The following is a 21,783-nucleotide window of genomic DNA, read 5'->3' as shown; positions in this document are numbered from 1 at the left end:
ACCTTTCTTAAAAACGGACAAATTCGTTATCCAATCTGTTTATGAGGCACAAGACTCACATTCATCTACTTCAACGGTCGTTGAACGTGTGTAGTAAATCGATTTCATGCCGAGAGACCAAGCTTCTAGGTGCATCGCAAGAAGCTCTGTCGCTTTCACATCGTTCTTGACGTACAAGTTAAAGCTGATTGCTTGGTCGATGTGGCGTTGACGCGATGCGTTCTGACGGATGCTCCACAATTGATCGACTTCGAAAGCAGATTTATAGAACCAGTTCGTCTCAGGTGTCAAATCAGGCACTGTGACCGGGATTTTATAGTTCTTCTTCTCTTCCGAATAGACTTTCTTGTAAACCGGGTCAATCGAAGCAGTACTACCGGCGATGATTGCAGTCGAAGAGTTCGGCGCGACAGCCATCATATAGGCGTTACGGACACCATTTTGATGAACGGCTTCAGCGAGGCCGTCCCAATCCAAGTCGTCGTGCGAACGATAGTTACGGCGTTTGAAGTACTCACCTGTGTGCCATTCCGATCCTTCGAAGACACCGAATGCACCTTTTTCCTTAGCGAGTTCCATCGATGCTTGAATCGTGAGATAAGCAATCTTTTCGTAGAGTTTTTCCGCATACTGTACGGCGTCGACCGACTCCCAGCGGATTCCTTCGAGAGCGAGCAAATGATGCCATCCGAATGTACCAAGACCGACAGCACGATATTTTTGGTTCGTGATCATCGCTTGTGGCACTTCAATGGTGTTCAAGTCGATGACATTGTCGAGCATACGCATTTGAACCGGGATGAGGCGTTCGAGCACGTCTGCTTTCACCGCACGGGCGAGTGCGATTGAACTCAAGTTACAGACGACGAAATCACCTGGAGTTTTTGTGATGACGATTTTCCCGTCTTGTGTGTACTCTTCTTCAATTGTCGTTGCCGACATGTTTTGTGCGATCTCTGAGCAGAGGTTCGAACTATAAATCATACCCGCGTGTTTGTTCGGGTTGGCACGGTTCACGGCGTCACGGAAGAACATATACGGTGTTCCCGTCTCAAGCTGCGAACGCATGTAACGTTTCACGAGGTCGATGGCAGGGACAGTTACGCGAGACAATTCTGGCGTGTTGACACACTCCATATACTTCTCAGTGAAGCTACCCCCGTTCTCCGTTTCGTCAAAGTAGTCTTCGAGGCTGTAGCCCATTACCGTGCGAATCTCATGTGGGTCGAACAAGTGCCATTCACCACGCGCTTCGACCGTCCGCATGAAGAGGTCCGGTAAGCAGACACCCGTGAACAAGTCGTGTGTCCGAAGACGCTCATCGCCGTTATTTAACTTCGCATCTAGAAATTCAAAGATATCTTTGTGCCAAATGTCTAGATATACAGCAATCGAACCTTGGCGCATACCGAGCTGGTCAACGGAGACGGCCGTATTGTTCAGTTGTTTCATCCAAGGGAGGGCTCCGCTTGAGACGCCTTTAAATCCTTTGATGTCACTTCCACGTGAGCGGATTTTACCGAGATAGACACCGATTCCGCCGCCACCTTTTGAAAGTGTCGCCACGTCCGTGTTGGAATCGTAAATTCCGCGAAGCGAGTCATCGACTGTATCGATAAAGCAAGAACTGAGCTGACCGTATGATTTACCAGCATTTGATAACGTCGGCGTTGCGACGGTCATGTAAAGATTTGAGAGCGCCCAGTACGCTTCTTCCACGAGTTTGAGGCGAGTCTTTTCATCCTCTTTTTGCATGAGGGTCATCGCGATGACCATGAACCGCTCTTGTGGGAGCTCGTACAAGTTCTTTACATGATCGCGACCGAGATAACGGTCTGATAGTGTGCGAAGTCCGATATACGTGAAGAGACGGTCGCGAGACGGATCAATCAATGTCTCGAGGTGGTCCATATCTTCTTTTGAATACGTATCGAGCAGTGCTGAAGTGAAGATGCGTTTTGACGTCAACGTCTCAATCAAATGATAGAAGTTGCCGTAGCGCATCGACGCATCATAGCCACGATTGCGTGCCGCCTCGAGATAGAGACGGTTCAAATACATCTCGGTCGCCACGAACGTCCAGTCCGGTTCTTCGGCTTTCAACATATCGAGCGCATGCATCGTCAATAAGTCATATACTACATCTTGTGTTAGCGTCTTCGTCTCGAGCGCCCGAATCGCGCGTTCCTCGTAACGCTGTACACTTAAATGAGGATACCGTGTTTGGATAGATTGAATAAGAGAAGCGACGTCAGCAAGCGTTGGTGCCGCTGGTAGCATCGTCTCGTGATGGATAGGGGATGTCAAAATCGATCACTCCTTTAATAGATGTAGACGTTATGAAAGTATAATAAGAACTTCCTAACCTGTCACAATAATGTATCAACGCTCAAAATAGCTGTTAACTATATATTGACACATTTTTATCTTTTTAATCATAAAACACCTATATTTAGTTTTTCAATCCTTGACATTCTCGAATGTGCGAGACGTTCTTTTGCTTTTGTTCAAAAAGGGCTTCATGACCCAATTTGAGACAGAGATCTGAGATAAAAAATATTTAGTGACGCTATTTGCTCGTTCTTTCACAACAAGATGAATTCGATTTCATCATCGGAAAAGGTTTGTTTGGACCTCGATTTAAGCACGAATGTATTGTATTTGACGTCGATTAACGAAATACCTGCATGAATCAATCAATACTAGATATAGTGTTTCACGAAATCGTGATGCGTGAATCGATTTGTCAAGGCTGGTATCCGAACAAAAAGTAAGGTAGATTGATGGAGTAGGACATGGATTTCAACGAAAAGAAGGGTTTAACAAGTGCGTACAGAAAACATATTATTATCATGGGACCCGCTCGGTTATGGACCAGGTTCATACGGACCAGAGTTCGATGAGGTGATGATGGCATTAACCTATGTCGAATCCGCGGAACAATTGACCGAGGTGATTCACCGTACGTTTCTTGAGGCGTTCGATGAGTGTCCACCTGAACAAGAGATCTTCAAGATGGCGCAGCGACTACTTGCGTCGTCATCTTGCCAACTATAAGGAGGAATAATGATGTTACGAATTGATCCAACACCAAACCCAAATGCGATGAAAGTTACACTTCCAGAAAACGTATTCGGCGCAAAGAGCCAAAGTGTGAAAGCGGGAGAAGCGACAGATCAGCCGCTACTTGCGAAACTTGTCGAGATTGAAGGCGTCGAGAGCGTATTCGCATACGGCGATTTCGTGACTGTTTCCAAAGAGAACGGTGTGAGCTGGGAAGCAATTCTTCCACAGGTCGAGACGGCATATCGCGGATGAACCCGATTGTCACGATCGTCATCCCGGCTTACAAACGTGAGACGGAATTGACGGAGCTGCTCGAAAGCTTAACGGTCCAAACGTTTCAGCAGTTCGAAGTCTTGGTCATGAATAATGAAGGGCCGCCAAAACAGCATATTTTGGCGCCTTTTTTGAATCAATTGGATGTGCGTGTGCTTGAGGTCGGTGAGAACCACCATGTCCGTGCGCGAAATCGTGGCGTTCTTGAAGCGAAAGGCGACGTCATCCTATTGTTAGACGACGATGATTTATTGATGCCAACGCATATCGAAGATGGTTTGCGTGACCTTCAAGAAGCAGATTTCGTCTATACAGATGCTGAGTTGTTCCGTTTTGAATGGAAAGAGGGTCGACGGACCGTGACTGACTGGGAACCATTCGCATATGACTTCGATCGTGTGCGGATGCGAAAAGACTCGACGTTCATTCCGTCCGGCACGATGTATCGAAAATCAATCCACGAGACAATCGGTCTCTTTGATGAGGATGTCTACAATTATTGGGACTGGGATTTTTTCTTGAGGGTCATGGAGAAGTTCACCGTGTCCCATCCCGCTCGCGCGACGGTTCTCTATGCATTCAATGGGACAGACAACCTATCGGCAAAACAAGATGAGACGAGACGTCGTTACTTTGACCGTTTTTGTCAGAAGCATCGACTGACAGACATGGGAATGAAGAATTTCCATATGGTCCAAGAAGAGCGGCGTCCATATGTGAGACAAACAGAGAGAACGTTCACAGGCGAGTTACCTGGTCGGACGGAAGGAGATTAAGTATGTATTCATCAAAAGAACTAGAACTATTAGAGCTGTTGGAAGAGAAGGGCTACCTGGAGACGAAACTGTTGGCTGATTTGTTGGCGCTCGATGAAGAGACGATTGAGTCGATGCTCGAGAAGTTCAAACAAGACGGGATCTTACTTGGATTCCGAGCAATGGTCAATTGGCAAAAAATCAATCGGCACGATGTCACGGCGTTTATTGACGTCAAAGTTGCGCCGAAACGGGGGCGTGGATTCGACGATGTGGCCGAGCGTATTTATCGTTTCCCGGAAGTGACGGCCCTTTATTTGATGTCAGGTGCTTACGATCTCCAAGTCGTCATCCAGGCGAATTCGCTCCAAGACGTGGCTTCGTTCGTCTCTGACAAGTTGTCACCGCTTGACTCGGTCTTATCGACGACGACACACTTTAAGTTGAAGACGTACAAGCACGACGGGATATTGTTCACCCCACAAACTGATGACAAACGGTTGAACATCACGCCATGAAGTCATTATCGAATCAAGTCGTCTCGATGAAACCATCAGGCATTCGTCGTTTCTTTGATTTGGCACAGACGATGGAAAACGTGGTCTCTCTCGGGGTGGGAGAACCGGATTTCATCACGCCATGGAACGTTCGAGAAGCAAGCTATGCCGCCCTTGAACAAGGGTATACAGCATACAGCGCCAATGCGGGACTCATCGAATTGCGAGAAGAGATTGCGATTTATATGAAAGAACGGTTCTCAGTCGAATACGATCCGACGACGGAATTGATTGTGACGACAGGTGCTTCACAAGCGCTCGATATCGCGTTCCGTTCCCTCTTGAACCCAGGGGATGAGGTCATCGTCGTCGAACCGGCCTTCGTATCATACGGTCCGCTCATCGAGATGGCAGGCGGGAAAGTCGTTCCTGTCGCTTGTCGCCCGGAAAATGGTTTTCGTCTCGACCGGGATGACGTTGAACGTGTCATCACCGAACGGACAAAGGCGATTCTTCTCTGCTTCCCATCGAATCCGACGGGGGCGACGATGAACGGCGATGAGCTCGCTCAAATCGCAGAGCTCGCGACCAAATATGACCTTTGGGTCGTCAGTGACGAGATTTATGCGGAACTCTGCTATGACGAAGCATTTACAAGCTTTGCGACACTTCACGATATGCGGGACCGGACAATCGTCATCAACGGATTCTCGAAAGCGTTCGCGATGACCGGATGGCGCCTCGGTTTCACCTGTGCGCCTGAAGTCGTGACGCGGGAAATGTTGAAGGTTCATCAATATGGGATGATGTGTGCACCGACGCTCGTTCAATTCGGTGGACTCGAGGCACTTCGTTCGCGTCATCAACATGTGCCGAACATGGTGAAGAGCTATCGTCAACGACGGAACTATTTCATCCAGGCGCTGAATGAGGCCGGTCTTCCGACACACGTGCCGGGTGGTGCCTTCTACGCGTTCCCGTCGATTCGCCATACTGGATTGACGAGTGAGGAATTTGCGGAACGTCTCTTGCTTGAAGAACGCGTCGCCGTCGTTCCAGGGAACGCCTTTGGTGAAAGCGGTGAAGGATTCGTTCGGGCGAGCTATGCGACATCGCTCGAGCAGTTGCAAGAAGCGATTCGTCGTATTCATCGATTTATGCAACAATTCGAAGTCGCAGCGGTCAAGGACTCTCATTCGTGAGAGTCTTTTGGCGTTTTAGCGATATAATGAAGGGGAAAAGACGGGCGAGGTGAAGAAGATGAAACAAGTTGACTTTGTTGCAATCGGATGTGGGCCTTATAATCTTGGTTTAATGGCCCTTGCCGAAAAGACGACGTTACGTGGGATTTGCTTTGAAAAGCGAGAAGAAATGATGTGGCATGAAGGAATGCTCATCGAAGGGATGACGATGCAGACACATTACTTGCAAGATCTCGTCACGCTCGCGGATCCGACAAATCCATCGAGTTTTCTGAATTACTTGAATGAGACGGGGCGTCTTCAGACGTTCATCACGCAAGAACAAGATAAGATTCCTCGGACAGAGTACAATCGCTACTTGCGATGGGTGACCGAACGCTTATCGACCATCCACTTCGATCACGAAGTAACGGATGTGAAAGTCGAACCAGATGGATTTCTCGTGACGATCGAATCGAATGGTGAAACGACTCACGTACGCGCGACGCACATCGTTCTTGGTACAGGGGCCGCACCGTTCGTACCAGACGGTTTTGAACAAGTCATCCATACGAGCGATTATTTGACATATCGAGACGTGCTTCGAGACCGATATCGTGTTGCGGTTGTAGGCAGTGGGCAGAGTGCTGCAGAGGTATTCCTTGATCTATTCCGTGAAGCAACGGATGAACAACGCGTTGATTGGATCACGCGTTCTGATCATTTCGAGTCACTTGAGGCAGGGAAGCTCGGGGACGAGATTTTTAGTGTGGACTATGTCGAATATTTTCATGGTCTGTCGTACGCATCGCGTCAGCAATTACTTCAGACATTTGAACGCTTCCGTCACGGTGTCAACCCGGAAACGATGACTTCGATTTATGAGGCGCTCTATCACCGGACTTCAGAAGGTGAACCGAAGCGAGCAGAGATGCTAACGCAAGTCGAAGTAGAATCCATTTCCTATGATTGGTTGAAGCATCACTTGAAGGGGACGCAACGATATACAGGAGAAGTGGTTGAGAAGGAGTATGACCTTGTTGTCGTGGCAACGGGATACCGTCCAGTGATTCCGACTTGGGTCGAGAAGCTCCCGATTGTATGGGAAGCAGAGGGTGAGTGGGCTGTTCATGATACGTACGAGGTGGTCATGAGCGAGTCGCTGAAGGGGAAATTGTTCACGCATACGAATTTGGAACATTCCCATGGACCCGCTGCGACGAATCTAGGGATGGCCGTATACCGAAATGCGGTGATGTTGAACGAGATGGCTGGGGAAACGGTCTATCCGATTCGCCATCAAAAGCCGTTCACGACATTTTGAACAAAAAAAGGGCTAGGCGAGTCGCCTAGCGGAATCAGGGGGGAATACTTGAAGTCTTGCTTGATTTGTATTTACCCCGCACTTCGACTTTAAAACATGACAACACGTCAAAAATAATCTTTTTTACTAATTTGTACACTTTATCGAAAAAAGTATGTTATAGTAAGTTGATGAATTTAGCATAGGAGTTGTTTGTAATGGCAAAATACGAAAAAGATCAAGTATTAACAGGTAAAGTAACAGGAATTCAACCTTTCGGTGCTTTCGTAGCACTCGATGACGAGACTCAAGGTCTTGTACACATTTCAGAAATCTCACACGACTACGTAAAAGACGTAAACGATTACGTTCAAGTTGGTCAAGAAGTTGAAGTGAAAATCCTTGAAGTGGACGAAGCTTCTAAAAAGATCAAGCTTTCAATGAAAGCGACTCAAGAAGCTCCAAAACGCGAGAAGTCTGCGAAGCCAGCTCGTCGTGCGCCACGCCGCAACGAAGCATCTTCAAACTTCAAGCAAGAAGAAGCTCCAGGATTCACAGTCCTCAAAGACAAACTTGAAGACTGGATCAAAAACACAAACTTCAAGAAGTAAGTGTTCGAAGGTGACCCGTTCTAAACGGGTCACCTTTTTTGTGTTTTACAGGAATCGACAGACCGTGTGACGAAACTGTAAACCGAACAGGAGGAGATCATATGAAGATTGGCATCATCGGGACGGGCGGGATTGCGACGAGTGCCCACATTCCGAATTATGTAAAAGCAGGAATGGATGTGGTAGCGGTCATGAACCGGACACGGGCGAACGGGGAACGTGTCGCACGGGAGTTTGGGATCCCGAACGTCTATGAGACGGTCGAGGAGATGCTTTCAAAGGAACAGCTCGATGCCGTCAGCATCTGTACACCGAACGCCTTACATAAAGAGCAGGTGATTCTAGCACTTGAAGCAGGGTGTCACGTCCTCTGCGAGAAGCCACCAGGCATCTCAGAGAACGAAGCGATCGAGATGTTAGAAGCTGCAAAACGAGCCGAAAAAACGCTCCACTATGGGTTTCATTATCGTCACCGCGCCGATGCGGTTCTCTTAAAGCGAATGATTGATGCGGGAGAACTTGGGGATATCTATGCGGGCACGGCACTTGCGCTACGTCGTCGCGGCATTCCAGGATGGGGTGTGTTCACGAACAAGGAGCTTCAGGGCGGAGGGGCGCTACTCGATATCGGTGTTCATATGTTAGACCTTGCACTCTACTTGATGGATTATCCTGAACCAGAAGCGATTGTCGGTCATGTCGGACAATATTTAGGGAACCGACCGGGTGTTGGTTTGATGGGCGAATGGGACCATGAATCGTTATCGGTCGAAGACACGGCAAGGGCGATGATCACGTTCGAGACGGGAGCGTCCTTGGTGCTCGATGTCAGCTACATGGCCAATGTAGAGGTGGAAGACACGATGCGGGTCGAGTGCCGGGGGACGAACGCTGGGGCAAGCCTGTTTCCACTCACCCTTCATACTGAAAAATATGGGGCGCTGTTTGACGAGCGACCTGCTTATTTGACGGAGCATAATCCATACGAACGTCAAATTCAGCTGTTTCTCGAAGCATGCCGAGAGAAACCGAACTACCGCCAAGCAGAGGAAGCAGTCATTCTTCATCGCATCATCGATCGAATATACGCGTAAGCACGATACTTTTCATTCTTTGAAAACAGGGTATATAGTGTAGGTGTTACATATTTCTATGAGGAGGATGAATCATGCACAACTTTGAATACAAAAACCCGACAAAACTGATTTTTGGTACACATCAGGTTGATAAATTAGCTGGGGAACTCGATGCGCTCGACGCGAAGAAAGTGATGCTCGTCTATGGTGGCGGAAGCATCAAAAAGAATGGGACGTACGACGAAGTCGTGGCTGAGCTAGACAAGGCTGGCATCTCATACGTTGATTTTTCAGGCGTTGAACCGAACCCACGCATCGAGACGGTACGTCGTGCAGTCAAATTTGCACGCGAAGAAAACGTCGATGCGTTGCTTGCGGTCGGCGGAGGGTCAGTCATCGACTGTACGAAACTGATTTCAGCGGCTATTCCGTATGATGGGGATGCTTGGGACATCGTTCTCCGTGAACACATCCCGACAGAGGCAGTACCATTCGGGACGGTCCTCACACTTGCGGCAACTGGTTCAGAAATGAACTCAGGGTCTGTCATCACGAACTGGGAGACACAAGAAAAGTTCGGTTGGGGTCACCCACTCGTCTTCCCAACATTCTCAATCCTTGATCCACGTTATACAGTCTCGGTTCCAAAAGACCAGACAATTTACGGGATTGTCGATATGATGAGCCACTGTTTCGAACAATACTTCCACCCGAACCATGCACCGGTACAAGAGCGCATGACAGAAGGTGTGTTAAAAGCGATCGTTGAATCGGCACCGAAACTCGTGAACGATTTGGAAAACGTAGACCTTCGCGCCATCATCTTATTCTCGGGTACGATGGCATTGAATGGTGTCCTCCAGATGGGTGCTGCTGGTGACTGGGCATCGCACAACATTGAACACGCAGTGTCTGCTGTCCATGACATCCCGCATGCAGGAGGTCTCGCAATCCTCTTCCCACGTTGGATGGAGCACGTATTGGATGAAGACAATGCCGCACGTTTCGCTCGACTCGGTACAGAAGTATTCGATGTGGAGCCAGGCGAAAACGACTTGGAGACTGGGAAGCGTACAATCGAAGCGATTCGTGCATTCTTCGACCAACTCGGCGCACCAAACTCACTCCGTGACTATGATATTGATGAATCAACGTTCGACGCAATTCTTGATTCAGCGATGAAACGAGGCGCGTTCGGTCGTTTCCGTACACTCGAACGGGAAGATGTCGCTCATATTCTTGAATTGAGTAAATAAGGCGAATTCTTGCCTATTTTGCAATAATGATTGAACGAATCTAGCGTTTCCGTTTATGATGGGTCATGTATGGCTCTTTTACGAGCGATTTAAAGGAGGAAATGACATGTCAACTGTACGTTTCGATTATTCAAACGCGCTCTCATTCGTAGGGAAGCACGAAATCGACCAAATGCAAGAAACGGTAAAAACTCTTCACTCGGTGATTCATGAGCGGAGCGGAGCCGGAAGTGATTTTCTTGGGTGGGTCGACCTTCCGACCGAATACGATCAAGATGAGTTCGCACGAATCAAAGCTGCGGCGGAACGAATTCGCGAGAATTCAGACGTTCTCGTCGTCGTCGGAATCGGAGGATCATACCTCGGTGCCCGTGCAGCGATCGAAATGCTTCAACATTCGTTCTTCAACGTATTGTCAAAAGAAGAGCGTAAGGCACCACAAGTATTCTATGCGGGCCACAATATCTCTTCAACGTACATGAGAGAGTTGCTTCAAGTGCTTGAAGGAAAAGAAGTCTCAATCAACGTCATCTCGAAATCAGGAACGACGACTGAACCTGCGATTGCATTCCGTGTTCTCAAGCAGTTCATGGAAGACAAGTATGGTCAAGATGGAGCGCGTGAGCGTATCTATGCAACGACAGACCGTGCCCGTGGTGCACTCAAGACGCTCGCGGACGCAGAAGGATACGAGACGTTCGTTATCCCAGATGATGTCGGTGGACGTTTCTCTGTCCTCACTCCAGTCGGACTTCTTCCGATTGCAGCTGCAGGGATCGATATCGATGCTTTGATGGAAGGTGCACGTGACGCGCAAAATGCTTACAGCTCACCAGAGTTGGCTGAGAACGAAGCATATCAATATGCGGTCGTCCGTAACGCCCTTTACGCAAAAGGCAAATCGATCGAGATGCTCGTCAACTACGAGCCAGCTCTTCATTATGTGTCAGAGTGGTGGAAACAGCTTTACGGTGAATCAGAAGGGAAAGACAACAAAGGGATCTTCCCAGCGGCTGTCGACTTCTCGACAGACCTCCACTCGATGGGACAATATATCCAAGAAGGTCGTCGTGACTTGTTCGAGACGGTTATCCGTGTGAAAGAAGTCCGTCATTCGATGAACGTTCCAGAAGACGCTCAAGATTTAGACGGTTTGAACTTCCTCGCAGGCGAAACGATTCAGTTCGTGAACGACAAGGCGACAGAAGGAACGCTTCTCGCGCATACTGACGGCGATGTACCGAACTTGGTCGTCGAATTGCCGGAGATGACACCGTATCACCTCGGTTACTTGTTCTACTTCTTCGAAAAAGCATGTGCGATGAGCGGATACATCCTCGGAGTGAACCCGTTCAACCAGCCAGGCGTCGAAGCTTACAAAGCGAACATGTTCGCGTTACTCGGTAAACCGGGTTATGAAGAGCAAAAAGCAGAGCTTGAAAAACGCTTGAATCAATAAGAAAACGAATCGGTCCGCGCGTCGGACCGATTTTTTTGTTTGAAACTGGGTGAAGACAAGGTAAAGTGAGAGTAGACATGGGAAAGAAAGGGATGGACTATGAAGACATTCAAGGACTACTATCATAATCAAGTCGAGTTAAGCTTCACCCATTATCCGTTCTCAGACACACCGCTCCACGTCTGGGTCGTCGCCCGCTTTGAAGACAAATGGGTATTGACGAAGCATAAACAACGGGGGCTCGAGTTTCCAGGTGGGAAAGTCGAACCTGGAGAACACGAGGACGATGCCGCCATTCGGGAAGTCTATGAAGAGACTGGTGGAATCGTCAAAACGTTACGGTATCTGGGACAGTATCGTGTGCTAGGTCGTGGCGACACGGTCATCAAAAACATTTACTATGCGGAGATTGAGCGATTCGAGGATCATCCTGCCATTGATGAGACAGACGGGGCTGTCTTGATCGATGCCTTGCCGGACAATTTATTGCGCAATCCACGCTACAGCTTCATGATGAAAGATCGTGTCCTACCAGAAACGATGAGGGTTCTATATGATCAGAAATTGGTTTGATCGAATCGATGTCCTCCCACCATATGCGGGTTATCGCGTGACACGGGGGTGGTACACGACGACAGATGGGGAAGAGGTCGTAGCGTATTCGATTGAACCGAAACGTTCAAACGGCCAAGTGTTGATGTACTTACGAGGCGGAACAGCACGGATAGGGGATGTTCGTTTGCCACGTCTCATGCAGTTTGCTTCGCGCGGCTTTCATGTCGTGGCACCGGTCTATCGTGGCAACCATGGTGGGACTGGAAAAGAGGATTTCGGTGGAGAAGACTTAGAGGACGTGCTTTCGCTATTCGACCGTGTCCACATGAGCGGACGACCGATCCATGTGCTCGGCTTTTCGAGAGGGGGTATGATGGCCCTCTCGCTCGCTTCCGAACGACCGGTCACAACGGTTACTTCCTGGGCTGGCGTGACAAATCTCGAATGGACATATGAGGAGCAACGCTCGATGCGGAAGATGTTACGGCGCATGACAGGTGGCGACCCGGAATCGGCAGAATCTGCGTATGTCGACCGTTCTCCACTCTATAAGGAGTGGGTGGCCCCGACGCTTCTCATCCACGGTACGGACGATGAACAAGTTCGCTTGCGTCATGCGACAGCCGTCGCTGAAAAACTAGGAGAGCAAGCGGAGTTTTGGGTGCTTCCGTTTGGTCACCAGCTCCCGTTTTGGGATAAATGGGAGACGACTGAACAGGCGATGGATTGGATGTTGCGACAAGAAAAAGCACTGACTCGTTAAAAATCGAGTCAGTGCTTTTTGTGTCAGATGACGAGTGGTCCGGCTGCGATGATCGACTCACTCGCTTTCGTGAATCGATTGAAGTTCTCTTTAAATTTCATGGCGAGTGCTTTTGCCTCTACGTCGTAACGGGCTGGGTCGCTCCACGTATCTCGTGGGTTGAGTACGTCACTCGGTACGCCATCGATGGCTACAGGGATCTCGACATTGAAAATGTCATGCTTCATCGTCTCGACGTCGCGGAGTTGACCATTGACCGCGGCATTGACCATTGCACGTGTATAGGCGAGTTTCATACGCGAACCTTCGCCGTATGCCCCACCTGTCCAACCTGTGTTGACAAGGTAGACATCCACATCGTGTTCTTCAATTAACTGACCGAGCATATCCGCATAACGCTCAGGAGCGAGCGGGAGGAACGGTGAACCGAAGCAAGTCGAGAACGTCGCTTGTGGTTCTGTGACCCCACGCTCCGTACCAGCAAGTTTAGACGTATAACCAGACAAGAAATGATACATCGCCTGTTCTTTCGTTAGTTTGCTGATTGGAGGTAAGACACCGTACGCATCTGCCGTCAAGAAGACGATTGTATTCGGATGACCGGCACGTGATGGAAGTAAGGCGTTGTCGATGAACTCGATCGGATACGCCGCACGTGTATTTTCCGTCAAGGAAATGTTCTTATAGTCAGGCGTACGATCTTCGTTTAATACGACGTTTTCGATCAATGAACCGAATCGGATCGCATCATAGATTTGTGGTTCGTTCTCACGTGACAGGTTGATCGTCTTCGCGTAGCAACCACCCTCGATGTTGAAGACCCCATCCGGTGACCATCCGTGCTCGTCGTCTCCAATCAAATGGCGCTCCGGATCTGCCGAGAGTGTCGTCTTTCCAGTTCCCGACAATCCAAAGAAGAGGGCCGTTTCGTTTGCATCATTGACGTTTGCCGAGCAGTGCATCGATAATACGTTTTGCTCAGGCAACAAGAAGTTCATGACGGAGAAAATTGACTTTTTAATTTCGCCACCGTATTCTGTTCCCCCGATCAGAATCGTGCGCTTGGCGAATGAAACGAGAATGAACGTCTCTGAGTTCGTACCATCGACTGCAGGGTCTGCTTTATAACTCGGTGCATAGATGACCGTGAACGGATCGAACGCACCTTTCGTCGGCCATTCACGTAAGAATAATTGCTTCGCGAACAGGCTGTGCCATGCATATTCTGTGATCGCACGAACCGGTAGCGTATAGTGCTCATCGGCACCTGCAGACGCTTCGAGGTAATAAAGCTTATCTTTCTTTTCTAAATGATCGAGTACTTTGTCGAGAAGTGCTGAAAACTTCTCTTCTGCGATTGGTTGGTTCACTTTTCCCCAATCAACAAGGTTGTTGCTGACTTCATCTTGTACGACGAATTTGTCTTTCGGTGACCGTCCGGTAAAAGCACCGGTGCTGACAGATAAAGCCCCGTCTTTTGTCAGTACACCTTCACCGTTTTGAATGGCTTCTTCCACCAGTTCTGGAACCGTCAAGTTCCGTTTCATGTCGGCACCATTAATTAATTCTTCGATTTTCAGGAGCGTTGTCGCCATCCTGAATCCCACCTTTCCCCTAAATAGATGTGGATGAAATCCGCATACTTCCGCGATTACGATTAATCAGTATGACATTTTTAATTATATGTGACACACTAATTAAAAACAAGCGTTTCTTCTCTCTAAGTAAGCGCTTTCTTACAAAGACAGTTTATCACATTCTCTTATCACAAGGTGTTAAAAAACAGAAACGAATTAAAAAATGTTTGACGATTCACAAACAGAAATGTTTTGCAAGTCAGTGAAAACTTTTACGAATTCGTCTGATTCCCTTGACATAATCGAGCGTCATTTATATGATGGTTTTCGTAACGGATACTCTTATTCTGAGCGGTGGAGGGAACAAGGCCCTACGAAGCCCAGCAACCGTCCGACATGAAGTCTTGTGCGGAAAAGGTGCTATCCTGAAGCGAAGCCATTAGCTTCGAACGATAAGAGGGTAAGGAAGAACGATTCAACCTTTCCCCATGTATGTCATCGGGGGAGGTTTTTTTCATTACCGTCCCAAAGCAACGCGTAAGGGGAACGAGTACCGTCCACATATCACCCTTATTATAGGAGGTTTTTTGAATGTCAAAATTGAACCGTCGACTTTTTACTTCAGAGTCGGTTACTGAAGGACATCCAGATAAAATTTGTGATCAGATCTCTGACTCGATTTTGGATGCCATTTTAGCGGAAGACCCGAATGCCCGTGTTGCGGCAGAAACGTCTGTCACAACAGGTCTTGTACTCGTAGCTGGTGAAATCACAACGTCAACTTACGTGGATATCCCGAAAGTTGTCCGTGAAACAATCCGTGAAATCGGATACACACGTGCGAAATATGGTTTCGACGCAGAAACATGTGCGGTCTTGACGTCGATTGACGAGCAGTCAGTAGACATCGCGCAAGGTGTTGACCAGGCTCTTGAAGCACGTGAAGGTCAGATGACTGAAGAGGAACTTGATGCAATCGGTGCAGGTGACCAAGGTCTCATGTTCGGATATGCGACAAACGAGACACCTGAGCTCATGCCGCTCCCAATCTCATTGGCGCACAAGTTGTCACGTCGCCTTGCTGAAGTTCGTAAGAACGGTACGCTTGAATACCTCCGTCCGGATGGTAAGACGCAAGTGACGGTCGAGTACGATGAGGACAACAACCCTGTTCGTATCGATACAATCGTCATCTCGACACAACACGCTGAAGAAATCACACTTGAGCAAATTCAAGAAGACTTGAAAAAACATGTCATCGAAGCAGTCATCCCGGCTGAACTCATCGATGCTGAAACGAAATACTTCATTAACCCGACTGGTCGCTTCGTAATCGGTGGACCACAAGGGGATGCAGGTCTTACAGGACGTAAAATCATCGTCGATACGTACGGTGGTTACGCTCGTCACGGCGGTGGCGCGTTCTCTGGTAAAGATCCTACAAAAGTTGACCGTTCAGCGGCGTACGCAGCTCGTTATGTAGCGAAAAACATCGTTGCAGCAGGACTTGCGGATAAAGCAGAAGTTCAACTCGCTTACGCGATTGGGGTAGCACATCCAGTATCAATCGCTGTCGATACGTTCGGCACTGGTAAATTGAGCGAAACAGAGCTCGTTGAACTCGTTCGTGAGAACTTCGACCTCCGTCCAGCAGGCATCATCAAGATGCTTGACCTTCGCCGTCCAATCTACAAGCAAACAGCAGCTTACGGTCACTTCGGTCGTACAGATATCGAACTCCCATGGGAGCAAACAGATAAAGCAGCAGTTCTTGAAGAAGGCGCGAAGCGTTTCGCATAATCAAAAAAACCGACCTTTCCACGGAAAGGTCGGTTTTTTTAGGTTAAGTCGTTGGTGGCGTCTGTTTATTGTCATTCGAAGTCGAATCAGTGGAAGTTGTTTCTTGTCCAAGTGCGGTATCTTTCGCATCGACGACTTTTTCACCGATGTCTTGTAAATCAGATTTTGCTTCTTGGGCCGTCTCGACGATTTTATTGACGTCTTCTTTGACCGTATCGACTTCTCCGACAACTTTTTCATATACGTTTTGAACGTCTGTAGAGACTTCCTGAATCTTGCCGGAAGCGGTCTTCACCTGTTCAATCACTTGAGATGCTTTTCCGGCTGGATCTTGTTTAACTTCATTGACGATGCCGCCGACCGAGGATTTTGCATTTGTAAGAGATTGTTTCGTCTGCTCCCGATTCGAGGAGCTAAGTAAGGCGAGGAGACCACCGACGAGCGCACCGAGTAACATTCCGGTCACAACGCTGATTTTTGGACTCCCTGCATCCATTTGGTCGAATTGACGATTTGGATTCTCTGTTTGTTCAACTTTCGGGTCATGCTCTAATTTTGGTTCCATGTTGTTCCACTCCTTCATGTGATTGGCATTGATAGTGTTATACCCTAGTCGAATCCGGACATAACGTTTTCTTATGAATCGTCATGAAAAAGAAATGAAGGAGCAGGATAAAAACGCTGTGATAGGGAATGATACAAATAGATTGGCTAAAAGGGGGAAGCTGTCATGAACATGAGGGAAGCAGTTCCAGAAGATGCAGCATTGATTCGGACAATTGCACTTGCAACGATTTCAGAGGATGATTTCAATCGGTTGAAAGCAATGGAGCGTGCCTATCGACAAGAAGAAATTGTACGAGCAATCAGTTCAAGTGAAGAAGCACGAGAACAATATTTTATCGTGGGCGAGTTCGAAGAAGATGTCATCGGATTTTGTCATGCCATCGATCGCGGTGACATGTGGGAGATGCTTCGTCTCTATCTTCACCCCGATTATCACCGAAACGGGTATGGAGCGGCTTTTTTGAACTATTTCCAATCAAAAAAAACACAACCGATGGAAGTGTACGTTGAAAATTCAAATGATCAAGCAATCGCTTTCCTCTTGCATCAATCGTTTAAAGAAGTGAATCGTATCCAAGAAGAGGTGTACGACCAGCCGATGGAGCTGATTCATTTACGATACGACCCAAGCTAAGCCTCCAGACGGATTTTCTTCAAACATCAGTTGCGGCTGATGTTTTTTTGATACAATACACATAGTCTTTGAACTACCTCCACCTATGCTTTGCTTAGAGATGGAGGATTCCTGAGTTATCCGACCTAGCGTTCGGAACCTGATCAGGCTAACCCCGTCGTGCCGGCGGTTGAAAGTCAATCTTGTCAGTTTCTTTTCCGCGGATGCCTACTCTGCTTGGTTTTCGCTACTTCGGTCATCCGCAAGGTGAACGTTGAAGATTTTACGTGACAGACGAACTTCCTGTCACAACCCTATATCTTCAGTTTTCAAAGAACATGACGTAGTTTCATTCCCGATTCCGAGTATTTTTAAGCCAAGATCGTCGGACAATTGATGTGTCTCAAGACACACCTTGCCCGAAGGCGATTCATCTCCCACTTTCACTAGGGCTTTGCCCTGAACGTTTAGAAGTGGGAGTATTCTCGATTATTTTTGATAAATGAGGTGACGGCAGCATGACATATGAAGAAGCACGAAAAGGGGTCATCGTCATCGTGTATCCGCTACAGTTCACGTCTCGGATTAGCGAAAACTTTATTCGACGTCTCCAAGAGGAGTATGAAGTCCTTGTCGTTCGGGACCAGTCGGTCGGATTGACGGCAGATGACCATAAACAGCTCATCAAGCGAGCATTACGTGAGGCAGGGGAGTACAAGCTACCGATTCACGTGGTGGCATTTAGTCTCGGAGCACTTTTCACGAACCGGCTCTTACAGGAGTATGATGTGCCGCTAGGGAGTTTGACGTATATCTGTCCTTTATTTGATTGGCATGCCACTCGCCAAATCGGCGGGTTGAAACAAGTCGTCGCGAGTGCTGTCGACCGTTTTCGTCCAGACTTACCGCTCGGGATGATGACATTCACCGGTGGCGGCGAGGAATCGTCCCGCTTCGGTGAAATCACGTATGCGCAATATCGCGAGATTGAAGAAGAGATTGTAGAGCATCAAGAGGAGAAGAAGCACCTACCACGACTTCCGCTCGCTTGTTTCTACGCTCCGGACGATCAATTCGCGGACGTGAAGTTGACGTTGAACGTCTGTCGGAAGATTGGTGGGGACCAAGTGTATATCCGTCGATTGGAAGGTTTCCCGCATTTTGGATATGAACGCTTAAACACTAAATTTGCGGAAACGTTGATGACGTTTTATGAATTGATTCAGGAGTGACAAAAAGGCGACTCTTAAAAGAGCCGCCTTTTGCTTATGCCCGTTTCTCGATCGCCACGATGAATGGGGGATGGTTGATTTGGTTGATAAAACCGTAACGGAGGACGCCTGCCTGTTTTTGATCAAGCGACTCCACATAATGGAGCACCTCATCTCGTTCGACTTTTCCGCTCTCATGTCCGTGATAGATGACAATGACGATGACGCCACCGATGGTCATGACCTCTAACAATTGAGACAATGCGGCAATCGTTGTATTGCCATGCGTCGTGATGGATTTGTCGCTCCCCGGTAAATAACCTAAATTGAAGACGGCAGCGGTGATAGGGCGTGTCTCGTTTGCGACGACCGCTTGCACCGTATCGTGACTATCATGAATGACGGTCACCCGTTCAACGACATCGGCTTCTTCGATGCGTGCGCGGGTCGATGCGACCGCTTCTGATTGGATATCGAAAGCGTACACGTGACCTGTCTCTCCAACTGCATTCGCTAAGAATAGCGTATCATGACCGTTCCCGGCGGTCATGTCGATGGCGACATGCCCTTCCTCGAGGTGGTCATGTAGTAATTGTTTTGCAAACGGTAGAACTCTCATTAATCCCATATATCTCATCCTTCTTTTTTCCTTGGAAAGAATCTCGTCGTTCCAATTCTGCACGGATCTTGTTTAACACCTGCATCTTGTGACGACTCCATAACGGGCCGATCAATAAGTCGGGTGGACCGTCTCCTGTCAAGCGATGGACGATAACGTCGGGAGGAATACATTCGAGTTGATCGCAGACGAGAGAGACATAGGCGTCTTCCTCCATCAACTCGAGTAACCCTTTCTCATATTGACGGGCGAGAGGTGTGTGTTTCAAGACGTGGAGTAAGTGAATCTTGATTCCTTGTATGTCCATTTTAGCAACTTCACGGGCTGTGTCGAGCATCATCTCACATGTCTCCCCTGGCAAGCCGTTGATAATATGGACACAGACGCGGATGTTATGGCGTCGGAGTTTCGCAAGTCCGGTCAAAAACGTCTCGTAATCATGCCCTCGATTGATCTTTTTCGCCGTCGTGTCGTGAATGGTCTGAAGGCCAAGTTCGACCCAGAGTGAAGTCCGTTCATTTAACTCCGCCAAATAGGCGACGACGTCATCTGGCAAACAGTCCGGTCGTGTCGCAATCGAGAGACCGACGACACCATCTTCTTGAAGTGCCGGTTCATACAACTCACGTAACCGTTCGACCGGGGCGTACGTATTACTGAATGCTTGAAAATACGCGATGTAGTTCGCATTCTTCCATTTTCGGTGAAGACGTGCCTTCACTTCGGCAAACTGGACGGGAATCGGATCACAAGCATTTCCCGCGAAATCACCACTCCCATCGTCTGAACAGAACGTACATCCTCCTTTTGAAACACGGCCGTCACGATTCGGACAGGTGAAGCCGCCATCAAGCGGGACCTTGAAAACCTTTCCTCCATATTCTCGGCGATACGCTTCATTCAACGTATGATATCGGTTTTGACCAAATGGATTCATTCAGCATCTCTCCTTCCTTGCTCATGCTATCACAAATGAAAAATGTCAAAACTTCATAATAAGTAATTTTTCTTGACACTTCTTTGGCATTCGTTTAGGTTTGATAAGGAAATCTTGTCGATTCGGCCATTCGTGCCGATTTTTTTTGATGTGAAAGAGGAATGAAAGGAGGACTTGGTGTGAACAATAAAATGCCAATCTCGGTATGGATTCTAGTCATTGCGATGGCGCTCAATACAACGGCGGCGTCTTTTTTATGGCCATTTAACACACTGTATATTCATGATTTTTTAGGTGAGTCGATGACACTTGCTGGGGTGGCACTACTTGTGAACTCTGCACTCGCGATTGTCGGAAACTACATCGGAGGGACATTATTCGACCGAATCGGTGGAAAGATGACACTCATGATTTCTGTCGGGTTGTTGCTTGCGAGCTCACTCGGTTTTTTACTGTTCCACGCCACGTTCTTCGGTTATTTGGTGTGGCTTGGTCTAATCGGATTCTCAGGTGGACTCGTCTTTCCGACCGTCTATGCATTTGCGGGACTGATTTGGCCAGAAGGGGGACGTCGTTCGTTCAATGCGATTTACGTTGCACAAAACGTCGGTGTCGCACTCGGAACGGCCATGAGTGGTCAAATCGCGCGGTTGAACATCGAGTGGATCTTTTATGCGAACTTCTTCTTGTCGGTCTTATTTGTCGTGGTCTTATTGTTTGGACTTCGTTATTTGAAAAATCCGGCACGTCCGGTCGTTCAGTCACAACTAGAGGCAGCAGCCACGACGCTCTCGAGCGCGACGATGAAGTCGATGTGGTATGTCGCAGTCGGTTATGCCGTGCTTTGGTTCGTCTATGTTCAGTGGCAAGGGACAATTGCGGTCCATTCAAAAGACCTCGGTGTCACAATCAGTCAATATTCACTACTTTGGACGGTGAACGGGGCGATGATCGTATTTGCACAACCACTCCTCAACCGCGTCTTGCGACAGTTTGAGGACGATTTAAAACGTCAATTGATTATCGGCGCGTCGATTTTCCTCGGTGCCTTCTTGATTGTGCCGTTCGCTGGCGGATTCGGCATGTTCATGGTTGCCATGGTCGTCATGACAATCGGGGAAATGTTCGTCTGGCCAGCAGTCCCAACAATTGCAGCGAAACTTGCCCCTCCTGGTAAGGCGGGACAATATCAGGGGCTAGTCAATATCGCAGCATCTGTCGGTCGAATGATTGGACCGACATTGTCTGGATTTGTCTATGACATGTTTGGTATTACAGCGGTATTCGGCATGCTTCTTCTACTCGCTACGTTTGCCCTTACTCTATTTGTCATCATGAAAGACATTCGCGTCGCTGAAAAATCAAGTTGACGTTGAATTTCAGAATGGGCTAAAATAGACTACGATGAATAGCAAGCGATGAAGAGGATTAGTAGCGAACGTTCCGTTTCAAAGAGAGTCGATGGTTGGTGTGAATCGATAAATGGAGGTCGTGAACTCGCCTTGGAGCTGTTTTCCTGAATCGAGTAGGGAAAACCGGGGTTACGCCTCGTTATCGGCGTCTCAAGTGGCAGTAATGCAACATGGGTGGTACCGCGGAGAGCTTTCAAGCCTTTCGTCCCATTTTCGGGGACGGAAGGCTTTTTATTATGCAGAGGAGGAAGA

The 21,783-nt window shown here is 48.2% G+C and carries 21 protein-coding genes, 1 riboswitch and 1 other annotated feature; of the genes, 16 read left to right on the top strand and 5 right to left on the bottom strand.

Going from position 1 to position 21,783, the window contains the following annotated elements:
• Positions 1 to 39: 39 nt before the first annotated feature.
• Positions 40 to 2,307 carry a ribonucleoside-diphosphate reductase subunit alpha gene (locus KNO91_RS06890; RefSeq protein ID WP_256441815.1) on the bottom strand — a complete coding sequence of 756 codons (2,268 nt, stop codon included), beginning with the start codon at positions 2,305 to 2,307 and terminating at the stop codon, positions 40 to 42.
• Between the two features lie 519 nt (positions 2,308 to 2,826).
• Here KNO91_RS06890 and KNO91_RS06885 point away from each other — a divergent pair.
• From KNO91_RS06885 to KNO91_RS06830, 12 genes are all read left to right on the top strand, one after another.
• Positions 2,827 to 3,057, top strand: a complete 231-nt coding sequence (locus KNO91_RS06885) for a DUF1871 family protein (protein WP_214787185.1) — start codon at positions 2,827 to 2,829, stop codon at positions 3,055 to 3,057.
• 12 nt (positions 3,058 to 3,069) lie between these two features.
• On the top strand, positions 3,070 to 3,318 hold the full coding sequence (locus KNO91_RS06880) for a NifU N-terminal domain-containing protein (RefSeq protein ID WP_026825527.1): 249 nt from the start codon (positions 3,070 to 3,072) through the stop codon (positions 3,316 to 3,318).
• Positions 3,315 to 4,115: a glycosyltransferase family 2 protein gene (locus KNO91_RS06875; protein WP_214795572.1), complete on the top strand. Its 801-nt coding sequence runs from the start codon at positions 3,315 to 3,317 to the stop codon at positions 4,113 to 4,115. Before KNO91_RS06880 ends, KNO91_RS06875 begins: the two co-directional genes overlap by 4 nt.
• 2 nt (positions 4,116 to 4,117) lie before the next feature.
• Positions 4,118 to 4,612 (top strand): Lrp/AsnC family transcriptional regulator, encoded by a 495-nt coding sequence (locus KNO91_RS06870; RefSeq protein ID WP_214817155.1) that lies wholly within the window; start codon positions 4,118 to 4,120, stop codon positions 4,610 to 4,612.
• Positions 4,609 to 5,793, top strand: a complete 1,185-nt coding sequence (locus KNO91_RS06865) for an aminotransferase (RefSeq protein ID WP_214787191.1) — start codon at positions 4,609 to 4,611, stop codon at positions 5,791 to 5,793. The genes KNO91_RS06870 and KNO91_RS06865 overlap by 4 nt, the downstream gene beginning before the upstream one ends.
• Positions 5,794 to 5,851: 58 nt before the next feature.
• A complete protein-coding gene (locus tag KNO91_RS06860; RefSeq protein WP_214817153.1) occupies positions 5,852 to 7,096 on the top strand; it encodes a lysine N(6)-hydroxylase/L-ornithine N(5)-oxygenase family protein in 1,245 nt (414 codons plus the stop codon).
• A 197-nt stretch (positions 7,097 to 7,293) separates the two neighbouring features.
• Entirely contained in the window at positions 7,294 to 7,686 is a 393-nt protein-coding gene (yugI, locus tag KNO91_RS06855; RefSeq protein WP_074033496.1) for a S1 domain-containing post-transcriptional regulator GSP13, read from the top strand.
• A gap of 101 nt (positions 7,687 to 7,787) precedes the next feature.
• On the top strand, positions 7,788 to 8,780 hold the full coding sequence (locus tag KNO91_RS06850) for a Gfo/Idh/MocA family protein (RefSeq protein ID WP_214817151.1): 993 nt from the start codon (positions 7,788 to 7,790) through the stop codon (positions 8,778 to 8,780).
• 74 nt (positions 8,781 to 8,854) lie between these two features.
• The gene (locus KNO91_RS06845; protein ID WP_214817149.1) at positions 8,855 to 10,018 is read left to right on the top strand and encodes an iron-containing alcohol dehydrogenase; all 1,164 of its coding nucleotides are present in this window, start codon (positions 8,855 to 8,857) and stop codon (positions 10,016 to 10,018) included.
• 106 nt (positions 10,019 to 10,124) lie between these two features.
• On the top strand, positions 10,125 to 11,477 hold the full coding sequence (locus KNO91_RS06840) for a glucose-6-phosphate isomerase (RefSeq protein WP_074033493.1): 1,353 nt from the start codon (positions 10,125 to 10,127) through the stop codon (positions 11,475 to 11,477).
• A 99-nt stretch (positions 11,478 to 11,576) separates the two neighbouring features.
• On the top strand, positions 11,577 to 12,050 hold the full coding sequence (ytkD, locus tag KNO91_RS06835) for an RNA deprotection pyrophosphohydrolase (protein WP_214817147.1): 474 nt from the start codon (positions 11,577 to 11,579) through the stop codon (positions 12,048 to 12,050).
• The gene (locus tag KNO91_RS06830; protein WP_214787201.1) at positions 12,031 to 12,795 is read left to right on the top strand and encodes an alpha/beta hydrolase family protein; all 765 of its coding nucleotides are present in this window, start codon (positions 12,031 to 12,033) and stop codon (positions 12,793 to 12,795) included. The genes ytkD and KNO91_RS06830 overlap by 20 nt, the downstream gene beginning before the upstream one ends.
• Positions 12,796 to 12,818: 23 nt before the next feature.
• On the opposite strand, the gene pckA is transcribed toward KNO91_RS06830, so the two are convergent.
• The gene (pckA, locus tag KNO91_RS06825) at positions 12,819 to 14,390 is read right to left on the bottom strand and encodes a phosphoenolpyruvate carboxykinase (ATP) (RefSeq protein ID WP_214817145.1); all 1,572 of its coding nucleotides are present in this window, start codon (positions 14,388 to 14,390) and stop codon (positions 12,819 to 12,821) included.
• Between the two features lie 321 nt (positions 14,391 to 14,711).
• Positions 14,712 to 14,831: riboswitch (SAM riboswitch) on the top strand.
• Between the two features lie 132 nt (positions 14,832 to 14,963).
• Here pckA and metK point away from each other — a divergent pair.
• Positions 14,964 to 16,172: a methionine adenosyltransferase gene (gene metK, locus KNO91_RS06820; RefSeq protein ID WP_214787204.1), complete on the top strand. Its 1,209-nt coding sequence runs from the start codon at positions 14,964 to 14,966 to the stop codon at positions 16,170 to 16,172.
• 43 nt (positions 16,173 to 16,215) lie between these two features.
• Here the strand turns inward: metK and KNO91_RS06815 are convergent, their stop codons facing one another.
• On the bottom strand, positions 16,216 to 16,737 hold the full coding sequence (locus KNO91_RS06815; RefSeq protein ID WP_214795582.1) for a hypothetical protein: 522 nt from the start codon (positions 16,735 to 16,737) through the stop codon (positions 16,216 to 16,218).
• 165 nt (positions 16,738 to 16,902) lie between these two features.
• Between KNO91_RS06815 and KNO91_RS06810 the strand changes: the two genes are divergently transcribed.
• Entirely contained in the window at positions 16,903 to 17,373 is a 471-nt protein-coding gene (locus tag KNO91_RS06810; RefSeq protein WP_214817142.1) for a GNAT family N-acetyltransferase, read from the top strand.
• 497 nt (positions 17,374 to 17,870) lie between these two features.
• Positions 17,871 to 18,584 carry an alpha/beta hydrolase gene (locus KNO91_RS06805; RefSeq protein ID WP_214817139.1) on the top strand — a complete coding sequence of 238 codons (714 nt, stop codon included), beginning with the start codon at positions 17,871 to 17,873 and terminating at the stop codon, positions 18,582 to 18,584.
• Positions 18,585 to 18,618: 34 nt separating this feature from the next.
• On the opposite strand, the gene mnmM is transcribed toward KNO91_RS06805, so the two are convergent.
• Both mnmM and mnmL read right to left on the bottom strand, forming a co-directional pair.
• Entirely contained in the window at positions 18,619 to 19,191 is a 573-nt protein-coding gene (gene mnmM, locus KNO91_RS06800; RefSeq protein ID WP_214817135.1) for a tRNA 5-(aminomethyl)-2-thiouridylate-methyltransferase MnmM, read from the bottom strand.
• Positions 19,145 to 20,119 (bottom strand): tRNA modification radical SAM protein MnmL/YtqA, encoded by a 975-nt coding sequence (gene mnmL / locus KNO91_RS06795; RefSeq protein ID WP_214817133.1) that lies wholly within the window; start codon positions 20,117 to 20,119, stop codon positions 19,145 to 19,147. Before mnmL ends, mnmM begins: the two co-directional genes overlap by 47 nt.
• Positions 20,120 to 20,298: 179 nt before the next feature.
• On the opposite strand from mnmL, the gene KNO91_RS06790 reads away from it, so the two are divergent.
• Positions 20,299 to 21,489, top strand: coding sequence for an MDR family MFS transporter (locus tag KNO91_RS06790; protein ID WP_260569828.1), 1,191 nt, complete (start codon positions 20,299 to 20,301; stop codon positions 21,487 to 21,489).
• A 39-nt stretch (positions 21,490 to 21,528) separates the two neighbouring features.
• Positions 21,529 to 21,744 (top strand) — a binding site (T-box leader).
• Positions 21,745 to 21,783: the final 39 nt, after the last annotated feature.

The organism is Exiguobacterium sp. s59, from assembly GCF_018617475.1.
GTDB classification, from domain to species: domain Bacteria; phylum Bacillota; class Bacilli; order Exiguobacteriales; family Exiguobacteriaceae; genus Exiguobacterium; species Exiguobacterium aestuarii.
The sequence above is the reverse complement of the archived record's forward strand: the minus strand, read 5'-3'. Positions and strand labels throughout refer to the sequence as shown.